Origin of the sequence: Georhizobium sp. MAB10 (genome assembly GCF_045012825.1) — a bacterium.
GTDB lineage: Bacteria > Pseudomonadota > Alphaproteobacteria > Rhizobiales > Rhizobiaceae > Georhizobium > Georhizobium profundi.
This window is the reverse complement of the sequence record NZ_CP118314.1, coordinates 3,610,860-3,629,388: the sequence shown is the minus strand read 5'-3', so window position 1 is coordinate 3,629,388 and position 18,529 is coordinate 3,610,860. Positions and strand designations below refer to the sequence as shown.

The window sequence follows — 18,529 nt, the reverse complement described above, 5'->3', positions numbered from 1 at the left end:
ACTTCAGCGCAAAGCCGCGAGCGCCGCCGCTTCGTCTTCGAGCGAAAGCGGCGCACCGGCCTCGATGCCCGTCAGGTATGCATCGAGCGTGTCGAGCGAGGAGGCCGGCTGATAGCCGGTTCCGTCGGCCGAGCCGGTTCCCATGGCGAAGGTGAGCTGCCAGTTATCGGTCGCGCGACATGCGATGCCGACGAATGCCTGCTCGGAAGCCAGTTCGAACTCGCGGCAGACACGGTCTGCGCCATCTGTGAAGGTCGAGACGGCCGTCAGCGTGCCGGCGCCCGCGATTTCGGTCGTGTCGCCCGATGCCGTCGTCAGCAGCGCGTCATCAAGCCCCGGAACGTCGATCAATGCGACCTGTGCGGAACCGGCCGGCGCTGAACCCTGGCCGGCCATGTAGCCGGCAAGACCGGCAGCGACGATGGCGACGGATGCGGCGGCAGCCATGGCAAAGCGCGCAAAGCCACGCCGGTTTTCGTTGGCTGCTGCAGGGACCCGACCCTTCTCTCGGAAGGGCAGGACGGTCGCCGGTGCAGCAGGTGCGGCAATCATCCGCTCGACTGCCGCCTGCAGCGAAGGCGGCACGGGCTGAGCGAGTTGGCGTGCGAACGCGCCCTCGGCCAGTTCGCGCGCTTCCATGAAGAGCGCAACGCGCTCGGCAAGCGCCGGATCGTCGTTCATGGCGGCTTCGACGCGCTCCATTTCGGCGTCGTCAAGTTCGCCATCGGCGAAGGCCATCAATGTCTCGTCGCTGAAATCGTGTGTCGTCATGATCCGTGCCCGTCCTCTTCAGGCTGAGAACGTCGGGCGTCGGCGTTTATTCCACCGCCCTCGACAAGTTTCTTCCGGGCTCTTGCTAGCCGGCTCATCACGGTGCCGATCGGAATGCCGAGAAGCTCCGATACTTCCTTGTAGGACATGTCTTCGGCGCAGACGAGCAGCAGAATTTCGCGCTGGTCGTCAGGCAGCGCCGCTATGGCGCGCGACACGTCGCCGAGATCCATGCGGGCATGCGCTTCCCGCGCGCCGTCCGTGCCAACGAGATCGATCTGCGTGTCGATGTCTTCGGCCTGTCCGGCCGACTTGCCCTTCCGGATCTGGTCGATCCAGAGATTGCGCATGATGCGGAACACCCATGAATCGAACCGTGTGCCTGGCGTGAATCCGGATGCGTTGGCCAGCGCTTTCTCGCATGCCGCCTGCACCAGATCGTCGGCGCTGTCCATATTGCGCGTCAGCGTATAGCCGAACCGGCGCATATTGGGCAGGAAGACGATGAGCTGTCGCCCGATCTCATCTCTGGCATCCGTCACGCGTATCGATCCTCAGAAGTTCATGACGGAGCTGGAATAAGTGGGCGCCGCGGCCGTTATGCAGCATATGGTTTTGAAAGCAGCAACTGAAATTCGCGTCACGCAAGCATAAAAAGCAGATCAACTTGCCGCCCGAATGAACCACGCCAATTAGCGCATCGAACGGAGATTTTCGATTGTGATCAGCATCGTCAGGTTCATTGCCGCTTGCGGTCTGGCCGTTACAGCCGCCATGCCAAATGCCTCTGTCGGCACGGGCGCGCTGGTTGCCGGCGCAGCCCTCGTTCACACATCCGCTCCGGCCTTCGCCCAGGAAGGCGACGACGGTGACGATGGCGGGGACGATGACGGCGGTGGCGGCGGTGGTGCTGGCTCAAGCGGCGGTGGACGGTCGGGCGGAGATGGTGAAAGCCGGCAGTTTCGCGGCGGCAGCGGCCAGGCACCCGAGTTCATTCGGCGACCATTGCGCACGCTGCGCTCTCTGTTCGATCAGGGATCGCCGCCGCCGAGGCAGGCCCGCCGGGCAGCACCGCAGCCGGCACCCTTGCCGGACCGTGCCGAACGCGAACTGACGGCACTCGGCCTGGACGATGATGACGTGGCGGCACTCGAGGCCCAGGGCTTTGCCGTTGACGAGCGGGTGCTGATCGAACTGCTCGGTGGGGAACTCGTGCGTCTCGTTGCGCCGGACGGCGTGTCGCTGGACGATGCGCGTGCCACCGTCGTCGGCCTCAACGCCACATCGGCGGTGGATTTCAACCATTATTACCGGCCCGAGGCCCGTCCGCTCGAAGACTGCGAAGGCATGAACTGCCCGGCGACCGAGCTCATCGACTGGCACTTTGCGGCGACCGAGGACGCGTGCGTGGTACCGGCACGGATCGGACTGATCGACACCGGGATCAACCCGGACCATGACGCATTCTCTGCCGGCTCTGTCACGGTCCTCGATCGTGTCGGCCAGGACGAGGAGACCTCTGACCTGAAACACGGCACGGCCGTCGCTGCGCTTCTCGTCGGATCGAAGCAAGAGCGCACGTCCGGCCTTCTTCCCGGCGCCGATCTGGTTGCGGTCGACGCGTTTCAGACGGCAGGCGCCGATACGAGGGCGACCGCCTACGATCTCGTACGCGCCATCGATCGGGTCGCACGCGAAGAGATCGCCGTCCTCAATCTCAGTCTCGCCGGTCCGGCGAACGAACTGCTCGAGCGTACCGTTGCAGCCATTGCTGAAAACGGAATCATCCTGGTGGCGGCGGCGGGCAACAATGGGCCGAGTGCGCCACCGGCCTATCCTGCAGCCTATGAGAATGTAATCGCCGTGACAGCGGTCGATCGCAGCCGGCGACCCTACCGACGCGCGGGGCAGGGCGACCACATCGATATCGCCGCACCTGGCGTGGAGATATGGACGGCTGCGTCGATTTCAGGCGCCCGACCGAAGACAGGCACCTCCTTCGCCGCGCCCTTCGTGACGGCCGCGATCGCGCTCGCCAAGGCCATCGATCCCACTATGGATGCGGCGACGATCGCGGATCATCTGGAAGCGAGCGCCGATGATCTCGGTGATCCTGGACGCGACGCCGTCTTTGGCTGGGGCCTGCTCAACACACCCGCATTGTGTCGCGCCGTCACCGCGGCGCAGGCGGAAGACGAGGCGCCGTTGCTGATCTCCGCGTCGGAAGGAGGTGCTGGCGATATGGTTGCAGGCGCCGATCCCAATGTCGGTCCGGCAACCGGCGGCAGGGCGAGCGGGGTTCGCTAAAGCTCCCCTGAAGAGGACCGTTCAGTCGGCCGGGAACCAGTGCTTCGTGCGGTTTGCGAAAGCGACCAGCGAAAGCATCACCGGTACCTCAACGAGCACGCCGACCACGGTCGCAAGCGCGGCGCCCGAGCCAAGTCCGAAGAGGCTGATGGCGACGGCAACGGCGAGTTCGAAGAAATTCGAGGTGCCGATCAGTGCGCAGGGAGCCGCGATGGTGAAGGGCAGGCGCCACGCCCGTGCCGCGAAATAGGCGGCGAAGAAGATGCCGTAGGACTGGATGAGAAGCGGCACGGCGATGAGAAGGATCACCAGCGGCTGATCGAGAATGACTTCTGCCTGGAAGCCGAACAGCAGCACGACGGTGACCAGCAACCCGAAGACGGATGCCGGTTTCACGCGGGCACTGAAGCGGGCAACGGCTGCGTCTTCCTCTAGCTTGCTTCGCGTGCCCTGGCCAAGCTTCATGCGCGTCAACGCGCCGGCTAGCAGCGGGATGACGATATAAAGTCCAACCGAGAGCAGCAGCGTCATCCATGGCACGACGAGATCGGTGACACCAAGCAGCATCGCGACGATCGGGGCGAATGCGAACACCATGATGACATCGTTCACCGAGACCTGGACGAGCGTGTAGTTCGGGTCGCCGCGGGTCATCTGGCTCCAGACGAACACCATGGCCGTGCACGGCGCTGCCCCGAGCAGGATCAGGCCGGCCAGATATTGCTCGGCATCGGCCGGCGCGATCAGGTCTGCGAAGACATACTCAAAAAAAAGCACGCCGAGCGCCGCCATCGTGAATGGCTTCACGAGCCAGTTGACGACGATCGTCACCACGAGGCCCTTTGGCTTGGCGCCGACCTGGCGCAGACTCTTGAAATCGACGCCCACCATCATCGGGTAGACCATCGCCCAGATCAGCACGGCGACCACGAGGTTGACCGAGGCATACTCGAACGCCGCAAGGCGCTGGAAAAGTCCAGGGACGAGATTGCCGAGCAGCAGACCGGCGAGGATTGCCGCGCCGACCCAGACCGACAGCCATTTCTCGAACGGGCCGATGCCGGCTGGAGCCGGCGTCGCGGCGGAGGTGTCGATGGACATGGGCAAGCCTTCAGGCGGTCAGGATGCGCGCAGCGCGTCGTCGGCGGAAGTGCGCCCGATGGCCTCGATCTGCCGCTGAATTGACAGGCGGTCGAGCGACGCGAAGGGCAGGGCCGTGAACACCGAAATGCGATTGGACAGCATGCGGAAGGCGTCTGCAAAGGCGAGGTGTCTTTCCGCATCCGTTCCGGTCGCGGCCGCCGGATCCGGCACGCCCCAGTGCGCGGTCATCGGCTGGCCCGGCCAGACGGGACACTGCTCGTTCGCGGCGTTGTCGCAGACCGTGAATACGAAATCCATTACGGGAGCATCCGAGGCCGCAAACTCCTCCCAGCTCTTGGAGCGGGCAAAGCCAGTGTCGAAGCCGGAGTGTTCCAGCAGCGACAAGGTGTAGGGGTGGACCATTCCGCACGGCTGCGATCCCGCTGAGAAGGCACGGAAGCGCCCGTTCCCGATCCTGTTGAGGATCGCTTCGGCGAGTATCGAGCGGGCGGAATTGGCGGTGCAAAGGAAAAGAACGTTAAAGCTGCGGTGGGTCATGGCGCTCTCTCAGCAATGACAGGTGATGGCCTCGATGACGGGCTGGCAGAGTTCGGGCGATCCGGCACAGCAGTCCTCCATCAGGAAAGCCAGAAGATCGCGAACGCCGGTGAAATCCGCACGATAGAGGATCGAACGCCCCTGGCGTTCCGCCGTCACCAGCCCGGCATGGTCGAGAATCTTGAGATGGGCAGACAAGGTGTTTTGAACCGCACCAAGCCGCGCAGCGATTTCACCGGCCGGCAGCCCCTCGGCGCCGGCGCGTACCAGAAGGCGAAACACATCGAGCCGCGTTTCCTGGCCGAGTGCCGCAAGTGCTACGAGTGCAGATGACTTGTCCATATATCCAGCTTTCTAGAACTATTGGTGAAATAGCAGGTCGTTCGGTGACACGCAAGTGACGATCATTGCCGATCCGCGCTTGGCGCGGCCGGTCGGCTGAGCCATGCGACACCGCAATCCATGGCCTTCGCGCCTGGCGCACCCTATCTTTCACATGTGCATGCGAAAGAGCCAGATGCTGACCCTCCGGAATGTTTCAAAGACCTACCCATCGGCGCAGGGGCCCGTTCACGTCCTGCGCGGTATCGATCTTGATCTGCCAGCGGGGCAGACGCTGGCGCTGACCGGCGAATCCGGCAGCGGCAAGAGTACGCTTCTGCACCTTGCCGCGGCACTCGACGCGGCTGACGGCGGTGAAATCGTCGTTGCGGGCCAGAGCCTGGTCGGCATGGGCGACAGTGCGCGTGCCCAGTTGCGCCGCGAGCGGATCGGCCTCGTCTTCCAGCAGTTCAATCTGGTGCCAAGTCTGAAGGTTCGCGAAAACCTTGCGTTCCAGGCGCGCATCGCCGGTCGGCATGACCCGGCCTGGGTCGAGAGCCTGACGCAGAAGCTCGGCCTTTCGAAACTCGTCGACCGTTATCCCGAGCAATTGTCAGGTGGCCAGCAACAACGCGTCGCCATCGGCCGCACGCTCGCCTGTCGGCCGGACCTCATTCTCGCAGACGAGCCGACCGGCAATCTCGATGAGGAGACGAGCGATGCGGTGTTGAAACTCTGCCTCGATCTCGTCGAGCAGACCGGAAGTGCGTTTCTGATGGTGACGCACAGTCCCCGGCTGGCAGGCCTGCTCGGACGGCGCATTCATTTAAGCGCGGGCCGGCTGGCGTGAAGCGTCATCTCTGGACGCTCGCGGTCTTGCTGTCGCACTGGCGACGGCGCCCGTTTCAGCTGATGACGCTGGTGATCGGGCTTGCAGTCGCAACTGCGCTGTGGAGCGGCGTGCAGGCGCTGAACGTACAGGCACGGCAAAGCTATGATGAGGCCGCACGACTGATCGGCGGCGACGCGTTCGCGAGCCTCAGGCCCACCAACGGGACGAACTTCGGCGAAACCCTTTACGTCGTGCTTCGGCGCGCCGGCTGGGATGTTTCGCCTGTCATCGAAGGCGATGTGCGCATCGCCGACAGAAGCATTCGCATCGTCGGCATCGATCCGGTCACGCTGCCGCAGGGTGCCGGCCCGGTCACGCGCGATGCGCTGGATGATGGTCCCGAGACTGCCGACGGTAGCGGCGAGAGCCGCGCCGTGCGTCTGCTGACGCCCCCGTCTCTGGCGCTCGGGGATGCCGAGACGGTTGCCGCGCTCGGTGGCGTGGATACGCGTCCAACGCTTGGAAATGGCGGACAGCTGCCGCCCCTCGTCGTCGCCACTTCGCTGCCTCCCGAGACACTGGTGACGGATGTCGGCGTGGCGCAGGCGCTCCTCGATCAACCGGGGCGGTTGTCTCGCCTGATCCTGACCGCTGCGCCTGAAACGAGCTCCCAATCGCTGGCGGCATTGACCGGCGGCGCGTTGGAGCGGGTCGAGCCGGACGACCAGGGCGACTTGGAACGGCTGACCGACAGCTTTCACCTGAACCTCACAGCTTTCGGCTTCCTGTCCTTCCTCGTCGGCCTGTTCATCGTTCACGGCGCCATCGGGCTCGCCTTTGAGCAACGGCGGCCGATGCTGCGCACGATGCGTGCATGCGGCGTGTCGGCGCGCGCCCTGACCGCGGTTATGCTTCTGGAACTGACGACCATCTCGGCGCTTGCGGGCATTATCGGCACGGTCGCGGGTTACATCATCGCTTCATCCCTGTTGCCGGATGTGGCGGCAAGTCTGCGAGGTCTCTATGGCGCGCGGGTCGCAGGCGAACTATCGCTGCAGCCGAGTTGGTGGCTCGCCGGCGTTGCAATCAGCGTCATCGGTGCTCTGGTCGCCGCTGGCAGCAGCCTCTATCGCGCCTGGCGCCTGCCATTGTTCGCAACGGCACAGCCGGAAGCATGGGCCGGCGCCGAAGCGCGTGCGCGCCGCTGGCAGTTGGTCGCGGCAGTGCTGTTGGGAGCGATCGCGCTCGGCGTGCTGCTTCGGGGCTCGGGCCTGGTCGCGGGCTTCGTGCTGATGGGCGCCTTACTGCTCGCTGCTGCATTGTTGCTGCCTTCGGCTCTGGTCGGGCTGCTTGCCATCGCGCAGCGCCTTGTGCGCGGGCCGGTGGCGCAATGGTTCTTTGCCGATGCCCGCCAGCAGTCGGTGGGCCTGTCGCTTGCCTTGATGGCGCTGCTGCTGGCATTGGCGGTGAATATCGGCGTCGGCACGATGGTCGACAGCTTCCGCCAGACCTTCACCGGCTGGCTGGACCAGCGCCTTGCCGCCGAACTCTATGTCGGCGCACGAGACCCTGCCCGCGCCGCAAACATTGCCGACTGGCTCGAGGCGCGGGATGACATCGATGCGGTGTTGCCCGTCTGGGATGCGGAAACACGCTACCGGGGCTTTCCTGTCGAGGTCTTCGGCTTCTCCAACCACCCGACTTATTCCGACCATTGGCCGCTACTGGCGAGCCTTCCCGATGCCTGGAGCGATGTGGAGGCCGGGCGCGCGGTGCTCATCAGCGAACAGCTCGCACGCCGCTTTGCGCTTGCCCCCGGCGACCCGATCGACATTGCCGCGCCCGGAGGTGACTGGGACGGCACGGTTGCGGCGATCTATTCCGACTACGGCAATCCGCGCGGTCAGGTCATGATCGCGGTGGATGAACTTGTCGCGCGCTTTCCTGACGCCGAGCGCGGCAATTTTGCCGTGCGCGTTGCGCCGGAAGCTGTCGATGCCGTCATGAACGATCTGAAGGCGGCGTTCGGTGCGGGCACCGTGGAAGTGGTCGACCAGCGCACCATCAAGGATATCTCGCAGCGCATTTTCGATCGCACTTTCGCCGTCACGCTCGCGCTGAACACGCTCACTCTGATTGTTGCCGGCATCGCGCTTCTGGCCAGCCTGCTGACGCTCGCAGATGCGCGGCTTCCGCAGCTTGCACCGCTTTGGGCTCTGGGCCTTACGAGGCGGAAGCTCGCCGCGATGGAACTGATCAAGGCCGCGACGCTCGCGCTTCTGACAGCGCTGCTTACCATTCCGCTCGGTCTCGCGGTGGCCTGGATCCTCACCAATGTCATCAATGTGGAAGCCTTTGGCTGGCAGTTGCCGGTCTACGCTTTCCCCGAACAATGGCTGCGGCTCATCGTTCTGGCGCTGATCACGGCAATCGCTGCCGCCGCATGGCCAGCCCTCAGCCTGCGCCGCATGCCGCCAACGAAACTGCTCAAGGTGTTCGCCGATGAACGTTAGAGCCGTGCTGTTCCTCCTGCTGGTCTTCGCCGCACCGGCTTTCGCGCAAGGGTTTGCGGGGCTTGGCACCGATGCGGAAGGTTACCGGACCGTCGAACCCGGCCGCACCTTCTCGTTCCCGGCCGATCACGGCCCGCATGAGGGTTTTCGCATCGAATGGTGGTACGTTACCGCCAATCTGGAGGATGCGGACGGTAACGATTACGGCCTGCAATGGACCCTGTTCCGCCAGGCCTTGGCGCCCGGCGAAGAGGGCGAGGGCTGGGAAAGCAGCGCGCTCTGGATGGGCCATGCTGGCTTGACGACCGGAGAGCGCCATTTCAGCGCCGAAAAATTTGCCCGTGGCGGCATCGGCCAGGCCGGTGTCGTTGCCGCTCCATTCGAGGCGTTCATCGATGATTGGGCGCTCGCCGGAGATGTTGCTGCCGAACAGGCACCAAACGGCGACACGATGGCGAATGTCTCGGTCAATGCGACCGGAGACGATTTCATCTACGCAATGACCCTCCAAACCGAGCGTGCGCCAGTCTTGCAAGGCGAGGCGGGATACAGCGTCAAGTCCGATGCCGGCCAGGCATCCTATTACTACAGCCAGCCATTCTATCGGGCGGAAGGGACGATCACAGTAGACGGTGAAGAAATCCCCGTCACGGGCACCGCATGGTTGGACCGCGAATGGTCGAGCCAGCCGCTGGCGGACGACCAGGAGGGCTGGGACTGGTTCTCGCTGCACCTGCCGGGCGATGACAAGCTGATGCTGTTCCAGGTGCGGTCCGAAGATGGCTCGAGCTATTATTCCGGCACCTGGTTCACACCGGATGGCGTCGCGACGCCGCTCGCCAATGACGCGATCACCATGACGCCGCTCGGCACGACCGATATCGACGGACGCATCGTGCCGACGCAATGGCGTCTCGAAATCCCCTCCCGCGATTTCGAGATCACCACCGAGGCGCTGAACCCGCAAAGCTGGATGGCGACAACGTTTGCCTATTGGGAAGGTCCGATCCGGTTCTCGGGCACCCATGAAGGCAAGGGCTACCTCGAAATGACCGGGTACGACTCCGACTGAGCGGGTTCTCCATTCCTCGCCGACCTCACCTGTTCAGGTGATGGCGGGGCGATTTTCGCCGTGATTGTATCCCCGCCAATGGCAGCGCCGCGCTCGACCGTTCGTCGAGCAGGCGTAGCCGGGCAGGGGGCTGGGGAAATTGCATGAATCCACCTGCTTGAAACAATCAACAGGAGCAGGTGGATGAACAAGCCAGTGGCAAGTCTTTTGGTTCTCGGGATGGCATCGGCATTGGCCGCATGCAGCAGTTCCGGCAGCAGCGGCGGCGCGGGAGCGGGAGCAGGCGGTGGCGGAGGTGCATCCGCCGGTGGGTCGCTGCCGATCACGGCGCAGGGCCGCATGCTCGCCGTGCGCCTTCCGGCCAACGTCACGTCGACCGTCAGCTCGTTCAATCAGCTGCCGCAGCTCGATACGCCTGCCACTTCGGCCGTGGCGCTCGATCGAACAGCAGCAGGCGGCGTGGGCATTTCGGGCTCGGCGAAAGAAGATCCGAGCCCCAACAACAACCAGGGAGCCGCCGGCATTGCGCCACCGGCCCTCATTTCCGCATCGGCTGACGGAACCCTCGCCGGCGGTGCAGCGATCATCGGCCTGACGGATGCCAAGGGCCGCGTGTTCTTCGAGAACGGCAATTTCGGCGATCCGCAGGTGGAAAGTGCCAACGCGGCGATCAGCAGCGTCAGCGTCTACAATGTGAGCGCTACCGAGCAGATCGTTCTGTCGGACGCCACCACCATCCGCTATCGCGACGGCAATGCCGGCGATACGGCGGCAAACTACGGCGTCGGCTATGTCGGCAATGCCACCACCAACATGCCGACCTCCGGCACGGCGAGCTACAAGGGCTTCTTCGAAAGCGGCCAGTCGGTCTATACGCGGCCGGACGGGTCGGTCGAGAATTTCGGCTTCGACAACAACGCCACCGTCGCGCTCGCCGCCGATTTTGCAGCCGGAAAGGTGACCGGCGGCATCACCGGCGGAAGGCTCCAGGCATACACCAATCTTGGCCAGAACGTCGTCGATGTGGCGCCTGCGATCACGGGCATGGCGATCGACGCCACGATTACCGGCGCCGATTATGCGGGCACCGCGCGGCTCGTTGACGCGCAAGGAGCGGCGGTCGGCACCGTATCGAATGGCGAGGCCATCGGCAGCTTCTTCGGAAACGCCGGCCGCGAAACGGTGGCCGCCGTGTCCATCGAAGGCAACGCCACGCTCGAGGGTGCGGCGAGCAATTACGTCTTCCAAGGCGTGATCGGGGCGGTGAAGCAGTAGCGGCTAGCGGGGCCCATAGCCGTGGCCGCCACCCTTCACAAACCGCGCCCGCGCAGAACGAGGACGCTGCCGCGCGGCAGCGTCCGGATGCTCAGCATCTGGGTGCTGATCGTCCTGTTCGTCACCGTTCCGCTCGCTTTGGCGACACCGGGGGAAGTGGCAGGCGAAGGCGGGTCGACCGCCTCGCCTTCGCCTGCCGCGCGCTACGGCGACCTCACCCAGGCCGAGCGCATTCAGGCGATCCGTGGTTTCATCGAACGGGGGGATCTGGATACCGCCCAGTTGCTGCTCGCCAACTCCCGCTTCGATGAAGGCGACCTCGGCTATCAGGCAGCCTTTCTTCAGACGATCGTGCTGGAGCGACGGGGTGAACTTGCTGAAGCGGAACAGCTGTCGCGGACGATCCTCGCGGAGCGGCCCGAGTTCGATCTCGTTCGGATGCATCTTGCACGCATTCTCGCGCGGCAAGGCAATGCGACCGGTGCGACCTATCATTTGCGCCTGCTTGCGGAATCCAGCAGCGACCGCACGTCCCGCGAGCGGTTCGAAAGCTTCATCGACACGCTGGACGCAAACCGGCCGTTCACGGTGGGCGGGTTCATCTCTTTTGCGCCCAGTACCAACGTCAACAATGGCAGCTCCGGCACGCAGGTCATGCTCGGCGGCCTGCCCTTCACGATCGATGAAGGCGGGCGGGCGCAGTCAGGCATCGGCGTTCGCGCCGGTCTAAATGCCGGCTACTCGCATGCGCTGAACGAGCAGTTTACGCTCTACACCGCTGGATCGGCCGTGTTTTCGGATTATTCCGGCAAGGATTTCGACACTTTGGTCGGCGATCTGCGCGTCGGCATGCGCTACCGCACGGCAAGCCGCATGTTGAGCGCGGAGTTCATCGCCGACCGGCGCTGGTTTTCGACCACACCGTCGGATTACGGCATCGGCGGCCGCATCTTCGGCAGCCAGGCTCTGATGCCCAAGCTGATCGCATCCGGCGAGTTGCTCTTCATCGATCGAAACTATGACGATATCCCCTCTGCGGCAGCCGAGACGGTCCGGGCAAGCGGCAGGCTGAGCTACTATCCAAGCGCCGCATTCTCGGTCTTCGCGGGTGCCGGCGGCGAGTGGGAACAGGTGGACGGGCGGCCCCACAACGCCTTTGACGGCGCCTTCGTCGAGATCGGTACGACCCGGCAGTTCGCCTACGGCATCACCGCGTCCCTGCAGGCCAAGGTCGGCAACCGTGACTATGAAGCCGATTTTCCCGGCATGACCGAGCCGCGAGAGGACGACTATCTCGAGCTTCGCAGCGGCTTCGTGAAGCGGGACTGGCAGTTCCAGGGTTTCACGCCGCAACTGGCCATCAGCTACTACGACCAGTCAAGCAACGTGGTCTTCTACGACTACGACAAGCTCGGCTTCGACATCACACTGACCAAGGAATTTTAGACAATGCGAGAATTCAGTTGAGTGGTCGCAAGTCTTGGCTCTAGACTTCGAATTGGGGATTGACTGGGGGCGGCGCCGCAGCGCCGTATTTCGCCTGTGACGCTGGTCCAGCGCTTTTCACTGGCCTTGACGATCATCGCGCTGGTGACGGCGCTGACGATGCTTGTCGCCATGCGCAATCCGTATCTCGGGTTGCTTCTCGAATTGGAAGACGACGCCGGCGCCGTGTTGGTTGCAGGCTCCAGCAATCCAGCCGCAGTTGCAGGCATCTCACCCGGTTTGCGGCTGATTTCGATCGCACCCGTCGACGATCCGGCGGCCGCGATCCTGCTCGAGCCGCTTGACCTGATCGATGAGCCCGACACCCTCGATTATGCGACCTATGATCGCTTCGTCGATCGGCAGGGTGAACTGCATGGCGTGCTGTCCGCCGGACCGGTTGCCCTAACGGTTGCCGAGCCGGGTCAGGAACAGCGATCGATCGCAGTTCAGGCAACCGCATGGCGACCGATATCGGCTTTGCCGTTCGCTTTCTGGTACCAGATCGCCTGCGCCGTCATCATTTGCGTCATCGGAGCCTGGGTCCAGTGCCTCAGTCCGAGAGACGGCAAAGTCCGCTTCTTCGCCTTCGCCGGATATGGGGTCGGTCTGGCTGTCTTCAGCGCGGCCGCCTATTCGACCCGTGAAATCGCGCTGTCCGAACCGGTCTTTCGCAGCCTAACCATCCTGAACAACATCGGCGCGATGTCGTTCGGCATCGGCATGATCGGGCTTTTCGCCCGCTATCCGGTCGATCTGAAAATCGCGCGTCTCACCAACGGTCTGATCGGCCTCTTCGTCCTGTGGATCTTCGCGACCCATCTGCGGATTTTCTACGACGTCGGCCTCGGCACGGTCGGCTACCTCGGTATCCTGTGCGAGATGATTGCGATCATCGTTCTGACCGGCGCGCAATATGTCGCGACGCGGCGCGATCTGCCGGCCCGCCGTGCGCTCACATGGCTGGGCGTCAGTGTCATCCTGGGCGCTGGTGCCTTCGTTCTGCTCGTCGCGGTACCGCTGCTCGTGGGGCTGAACGTCGTTCTGCCGCAAGGCTACGCATTCGGGTTTTTCGTCCTGATCTATCTCGGTGTCGCGCTCGGGCTGACGCGGTACCGGCTTTTCGAGCTCGATCGCTGGGCGTTTTCGATCTTCACCTACGTGCTCGCCGCGTTTCTGTTCGCCGCCATCGACTTTACCCTGATCGGCATGCTGGCGCTGACGCCGGCGGTATCGCTCGGCATCACGGCGGTGCTCGTCGGACTGCTTTACCTGCCTGTGCGCAATTTCCTTATGGCCCGGTACCTGGCCCGCAAGGAACTGGATCCGCTGGCGCTCTATCGTGCCTCGACGGAAATCGCGCTGCAGACCTCGGGCGAAGCGCGTGCCGAGCGGTGGCGCCAGGCGCTGGTCGACTATTTCGAACCTCTGCACGCGGATGTGCCGGAGGGTTCCGGCCAGGCCCCCGCCTTACGGGACGACGGCGCGACGCTCGTGCTTCCAGCCTATGACTGGTCCCCACCCTTGCGGCTGCGTCACCCTAAGCGCGGCCGCGCCCTCTTCGGAGCGCCGCATCTTGCGGTCGTCGAGGACTTTGCACGGCTGGTCGCAGCGGCGGAAGAACAGCGTGATGCCTATGATCGGGGCGTGAAGGAAGAGCGCGGGCGCATCGGCCGCGATCTGCACGACAGCGTTGGCGCGCGGCTTCTGTCGAGCTTGCGCGCCACCGACGACACGGATGCTCGGCAGATGGTGCGCAATGCGCTCGGAGACATTCGGGAGATTGTCGGCGGCCTGTCGGACCGCCGCGAGACGCTGGCGAACATCATCGCCGAATTGCGTGCCGAGACGATGGAGCGGCTGGACGATGGCACGGTCGAGTGGCCGCTGTCCGATGCCGACCGCTCGGGGATCGTGCTGCCATATCTGGTGTTCCGCAATTTCACCTCGGCGCATCGCGAACTGGTGACCAACGTCATCAAGCACGCGCCGGGCGCGGATATCACGGTGACGACGCAACTCGTCGGCGATCGCCTTGTCCACACGGTGGAGAATGCGCTGCCGGGCGCGGCATCGCAGGCGAACCGCCGGGCATTTTCAGGCAATGGACTTGAAAACATCGCCGCGCGGGCTCGCCAGACCGGCGGTCAGTTCGATTATGAAGTCACGCCCAATGCGTTCATCGCGACGATCAGCCTACCGGTCGCCATGGGAGCCGTCGCCGCATGAAGGTGGAACGCGTTCTGGTGATCGAGGACAACGCGCGCGCCAGGCAGTGGATGGTGGACTGTGTCGCTGCCGGATTTCCGGGAGCGCAGGTCAGCGAGGCGTCCTGCCTGGAAGATGCGCGGCGCTGCCTGCGCAATGCCGCGGTCTGGGCGCGAGCACACGGTCTGCCCGGCGCGTTCGATCTTGCCTTAATCGATATCGGTCTGCCGGATGGGTCGGGTATCGATCTCATCGAGGAGATCAATGCGAGCGACAGCCATTGCGCGCCTGTCATCACCACGATTTTCGATGATGCGCAGCAGATATTCGACGCGATTTCCGCCGGCGCGCGCGGCTACCTTTTGAAGCACCATGACACCGACCGGTTCATCCAGCTGATGAAGCGCATCATCGACGACGAGCCGCCGCTGTCACCCGCCGTCGCGCGCCACGTCATGACGGCGCTGCAATCGCTGAACGCGCGCATGGTGCCGGATGCTGCGCTGACGGCGCGTGAGGAGGAGGTGCTCACCCTTCTGGGCCGGGGGTTTCAGCTGAACGCGGTGGCGAAGACTTTGACGATTTCGCAAAACACCGCATCCACCCACGTGAAGTCCATCTATCGCAAGCTCAACATCAAGACGCGGGCCGAGGCAGCCCTTGCCGCTCGCGACCGCGGCCTTCTTCAGCGCGAACACTGACCGAAGGTAGCGGCAGCCCCAGGGTTGACGCGCACGGCCAGCCGGCCAACATGCCGGTCTTTCGGAGAGATATGCGCAATGCGATGGATCGTCGGGGCCGCTGTGGCCGTTTTTTTGGCAACACCGCTTCTGACCTTGCCGGCGGCCGCCGATTTTCGCGGCCATGGCGGGCCGATACGCGCTTTGGCCGTCTCGGCCGATGGATCGCAGATACTGTCCGGTTCGTTCGATACGACCGCCATCTTATGGAACCGCGACACAGGCGCCGCTGTGTCCGTGCTCCGCAGCCACGACGAATCGGTCAACACGGTCGCGCTGTTGCCCGGCGGCGGCATGGTCACCGGCGGCCAGGATGGCCGTATCGTCGTATGGAGCGCCGCTGGCGAGCCGCGTGAGCTTGGCCGGCACGATGGCCCGGTGGCGAGCCTCGCCCTGTCGGCAGACTCCAGGATCGTCGCCTCGGCGTCGTGGGACGGAACGGCGCGGCTCACGCCACTCGACGGCAGTGCTTATCGCTCGCTGACCGGTCACCAAGGCAACGTGAACGCGGTCGCTTTCCTGCCCGACGGCCGGGCGGTAACGGCGGGATATGATGCAACACTGCGGATATGGCCGATGCAGGATGGGCCTGCGGAAGTGATCTCGGTCAATGCACCGCTGAATGCGCTCGCGATCTCAAATGACGGAACGATCGTCGCCGCCGGTGTCGATGGTCGGCTTCGGATCCGAACCTTGGACGGCGCGCTCCGCGAGATCGAGACAACGCCTGTTCCCGTAACGGCACTTGCCATTTCGCCGGACGAGGCAACGATCGCCTCCGCCGCGATCGACGGCTCGATTTGGCTGGTGGACCGGGCAAGCGGCTCGGTGCGCCTTACGCTGCAGGGCGCCGACAGCCCGGTGTGGTCGCTGGCGTTCGATCCCGACGACGGCAGCCTTTTTGCCGGCGGCGGGGACCGCGTCATCCGCCAATGGGATGCGGCGACCGGGGAGCGGCTGAACCGGACCGACGCGGGCGAAATGACCGAGGATTTCGGCGACAGCCGAGGCGCACAGGTCTTTGCCGCCTGCCAGGCCTGCCACACATTGTCGGAGGATGCCGGCAATCGCGCAGGGCCCACGTTGCACGGCATTTTCGGTCGCCGCATCGGCACTGCCGAGGGCTACAACTATTCAGAAGCACTCAAAGGCATGGACATCGTCTGGACTCCAGAAACGGTGTCCGAGCTCTTCGATGTCGGCCCAAACCACTACACGCCCGGCACCAAGATGCCCGAGCAGCGGATCACCGATCCCGCCGATCGCGCAGCGCTCATGGAGTTTCTGGAGGAGCGGACCCGGTAGCCTCTCAATGCCGGCTCTGGTTCCGCTCTTCGCGTTCGCGCAGATAGTCGTCCGTGGTGCGGACCGTACGCGTCTCGGCCTGGTGCGGATCGAAGCTTTCCTTGACGACGACTGCCACGCGGCAGTCCTCGCACATTTCCAGAACCCGACGGCGCTGTTCGCCCTCCGGTCCTGAGAACATCCAGTGGCTTTCGAGCTTCTCGATCACGCGATTGATCGTCGAGCGCGTGCCGAATGCCTTGCCGCATTCGATACAGTGATGCGGTTCTTCCTCTTTCAGCAGCCGCTTGGGCTCTGCCCAGGCCGTGAAATCGAGCCGCGGCGCAAGCGTGATGACATCTTCCGGGCAGGTTGCTTCGCAAAGCCCGCACTGGACGCAGAGGCTTTCCGAAAAGCGCAGCGTCGGACGGTCGGGATTGTCGGTGATCGCATTGGCGGGGCAGGCGGATACACAGGAGAGACACAGCGTGCAGCCATCGACATCCACCTCGATGCCGCCGAAAGGCGCACCGCGCTCGAGTGCGATCACGTCGACTGGTGAGGGCGCTGCGCGATGCAGTTCGCGGAAAGCGAGTTCGAGCAGCCCGCGCTTCTCCGGCGGCGGAAGGAAACTCGCCGGCACCGCCGTGCGGGCGGGCATCGCACCAGGGGCTGCAAGCGCCTCGCCAAGCTGGTCCGGATCATCCGTCTCGATCAGCTGGACGAGATCATCGCCGTATCCAAGTTCGGAGAAGATGCGGTTGGTCATCGCCAGGATGGCCGTCAGGCCCGACAGATCGTGCTTCGGCTTGGCGCGGGATACGAGGAACACGCGGTCTGCGCCGTAGGCGACGGCCGCTGCTAGGAGCTCGGGACCGGTCTGCGTGATCTCGTTGACAAGCAGCGGGATCACCCGCGCCGGCAAGCCCTGGCCGAAGCGCGCAAGCGCATCGATGAGCGGGGCGCCGTGGTCGCCATCATGCAGCAGGATCGCGGGCCTCGTGCCGCCCGCCTTGAAATAGCCCGAGAGCATGACGCGCAGTTTCTCGGTGACGGCATCGACCGGCGGCAGCGCGTAGGAAACAGCCCCGGTCGGGCAGGCGCCGGCGCACTGGCCGCATCCGGCGCAGATGGCAGCGTCGATCGCGACATGATCGCCGTCCGGGGTAATCGCGCCGGTCGGGCAAAGATCGAGGCAGCGGGTGCATCCGGTGATCGTCGAGCGGGAATGGGCGCAAATCGACGCATCGAAGGTCACGTAACGCGGCTTGTCGAAGATGCCGACAAGGCCCGATGCCTTGAGGATCAGCCGCTCGATGGCCGCATTGTCGCGCGGATCGACGCGGAGATAGCCGTCACGCAGGTCGTCGGCGGAAAGGAGAGGCTGGTCGCCCGTCAGATCGATGATGAGGTCGCAGCTGGATTCCGCGCCATTGCGCGCGGCACCAAAGATCAGCTTCGAGCGCGATGAGGGCGACGGAAGCGCATAGTCGTCGATGGTGAGCTCGAACGCGCCGAGATGACCCGACGCATTGCGAACCCGGCCCTTCAGCACGGGAAACACCGTTTTTGCCGGCGGCGTCACGTCCTTCGGATCGACGAGGAGCACGGTGATGTCGAGATGATCGGCAAGCCGTGCCGCCACCTCGATCGCGGTTTCGTCGCGGCCAAGGACGAGCGTTACCCCTTGCGATTCGAGCGACACCGTCGAAATGGGCGGCATGTCGACCGCCGCAGCGGCGAGAAGTGCTGCCATCTTGGGGCCTGCTTGGCGTCCTTCGGCGGACCAACCCGCCTGTTCGCGGATGTTGACGAAGGACAATGCGCCGGTGAACCCGGCATCCTCGGCCATTTCGGCAAAGAGCGGCTCTTCCTGTGTGCAGGCGACGGTGATGGGACCGCCATCTTGCAGAGCCGCAGCAAACCGCGTGCTTTCGTGGCGGCACAACTGGTCGGCGCGCTCGAAGCTGCCGGTGCAGCCGCGCGCGATCGATCCCTCGTCGAGCGCCATTGTCTTTTCGCACGAGCAGATGAATACACGGCGCTCTGAAGTGCGGCGCCTCGTCTCTGTCATTCCGTC

15 protein-coding genes are annotated in these 18,529 nt (G+C 64.4%); 9 read left to right on the top strand and 6 right to left on the bottom strand.

What is annotated here, in order from left to right; genetic code table 11:
• Positions 1-3: 3 nt before the first annotated feature.
• Complete coding sequence (locus tag PU133_RS17375) at positions 4-771, bottom strand: anti-sigma factor family protein (RefSeq protein WP_404862709.1); 768 nt, start codon at positions 769-771, stop codon at positions 4-6.
• The gene (locus PU133_RS17370; RefSeq protein WP_404862708.1) at positions 768-1,313 is read right to left on the bottom strand and encodes an RNA polymerase sigma factor; all 546 of its coding nucleotides are present in this window, start codon (positions 1,311-1,313) and stop codon (positions 768-770) included. Before PU133_RS17370 ends, PU133_RS17375 begins: the two co-directional genes overlap by 4 nt.
• A 178-nt stretch (positions 1,314-1,491) precedes the next feature.
• Between PU133_RS17370 and PU133_RS17365 the strand changes: the two genes are divergently transcribed.
• Complete coding sequence (locus tag PU133_RS17365; RefSeq protein ID WP_404862707.1) at positions 1,492-3,078, top strand: S8 family serine peptidase; 1,587 nt, start codon at positions 1,492-1,494, stop codon at positions 3,076-3,078.
• A gap of 21 nt (positions 3,079-3,099) precedes the next feature.
• Here PU133_RS17365 and arsB read toward each other — a convergent pair whose 3' ends face one another.
• From arsB to PU133_RS17350, 3 genes are read right to left on the bottom strand one after another with little or no spacing between them, the layout of a single operon-like run.
• The gene (arsB, locus tag PU133_RS17360) at positions 3,100-4,179 is read right to left on the bottom strand and encodes an ACR3 family arsenite efflux transporter (RefSeq protein WP_404862706.1); all 1,080 of its coding nucleotides are present in this window, start codon (positions 4,177-4,179) and stop codon (positions 3,100-3,102) included.
• 18 nt (positions 4,180-4,197) lie between these two features.
• Complete coding sequence (locus PU133_RS17355; RefSeq protein WP_404862705.1) at positions 4,198-4,719, bottom strand: arsenate reductase ArsC; 522 nt, start codon at positions 4,717-4,719, stop codon at positions 4,198-4,200.
• 9 nt (positions 4,720-4,728) lie between these two features.
• Entirely contained in the window at positions 4,729-5,061 is a 333-nt protein-coding gene (locus tag PU133_RS17350; RefSeq protein ID WP_126011579.1) for a helix-turn-helix transcriptional regulator, read from the bottom strand.
• Positions 5,062-5,236: 175 nt separating this feature from the next.
• Between PU133_RS17350 and PU133_RS17345 the strand changes: the two genes are divergently transcribed.
• The 8 genes from PU133_RS17345 to PU133_RS17310 all read left to right on the top strand — a co-directional run bounded on the left by PU133_RS17345 (position 5,237) and on the right by PU133_RS17310 (position 16,470).
• Complete coding sequence (locus tag PU133_RS17345) at positions 5,237-5,890, top strand: ABC transporter ATP-binding protein (RefSeq protein WP_404862704.1); 654 nt, start codon at positions 5,237-5,239, stop codon at positions 5,888-5,890.
• Positions 5,887-8,385 carry an FtsX-like permease family protein gene (locus tag PU133_RS17340; RefSeq protein WP_404862703.1) on the top strand — a complete coding sequence of 833 codons (2,499 nt, stop codon included), beginning with the start codon at positions 5,887-5,889 and terminating at the stop codon, positions 8,383-8,385. The genes PU133_RS17345 and PU133_RS17340 overlap by 4 nt, the downstream gene beginning before the upstream one ends.
• Positions 8,375-9,457 (top strand): lipocalin-like domain-containing protein, encoded by a 1,083-nt coding sequence (locus tag PU133_RS17335; protein ID WP_404862702.1) that lies wholly within the window; start codon positions 8,375-8,377, stop codon positions 9,455-9,457. The genes PU133_RS17340 and PU133_RS17335 overlap by 11 nt, the downstream gene beginning before the upstream one ends.
• Positions 9,458-9,640: 183 nt before the next feature.
• The gene (locus PU133_RS17330) at positions 9,641-10,732 is read left to right on the top strand and encodes a transferrin-binding protein-like solute binding protein (RefSeq protein WP_404862701.1); all 1,092 of its coding nucleotides are present in this window, start codon (positions 9,641-9,643) and stop codon (positions 10,730-10,732) included.
• Between the two features lie 87 nt (positions 10,733-10,819).
• Positions 10,820-12,178, top strand: coding sequence for a surface lipoprotein assembly modifier (locus PU133_RS17325; RefSeq protein WP_404862700.1), 1,359 nt, complete (start codon positions 10,820-10,822; stop codon positions 12,176-12,178).
• A gap of 96 nt (positions 12,179-12,274) precedes the next feature.
• Entirely contained in the window at positions 12,275-14,446 is a 2,172-nt protein-coding gene (locus tag PU133_RS17320) for a hypothetical protein (protein WP_404862699.1), read from the top strand.
• Positions 14,443-15,126 carry a response regulator gene (locus PU133_RS17315; protein ID WP_404862698.1) on the top strand — a complete coding sequence of 228 codons (684 nt, stop codon included), beginning with the start codon at positions 14,443-14,445 and terminating at the stop codon, positions 15,124-15,126. Before PU133_RS17320 ends, PU133_RS17315 begins: the two co-directional genes overlap by 4 nt.
• Before the next feature lie 78 nt (positions 15,127-15,204).
• Entirely contained in the window at positions 15,205-16,470 is a 1,266-nt protein-coding gene (locus tag PU133_RS17310; RefSeq protein ID WP_404862697.1) for a c-type cytochrome, read from the top strand.
• Between the two features lie 4 nt (positions 16,471-16,474).
• Here the strand turns inward: PU133_RS17310 and PU133_RS17305 are convergent, their stop codons facing one another.
• Positions 16,475-18,523: a 4Fe-4S binding protein gene (locus tag PU133_RS17305; protein WP_404862696.1), complete on the bottom strand. Its 2,049-nt coding sequence runs from the start codon at positions 18,521-18,523 to the stop codon at positions 16,475-16,477.
• Between the last annotated feature and the right edge of the window lie 6 nt (positions 18,524-18,529).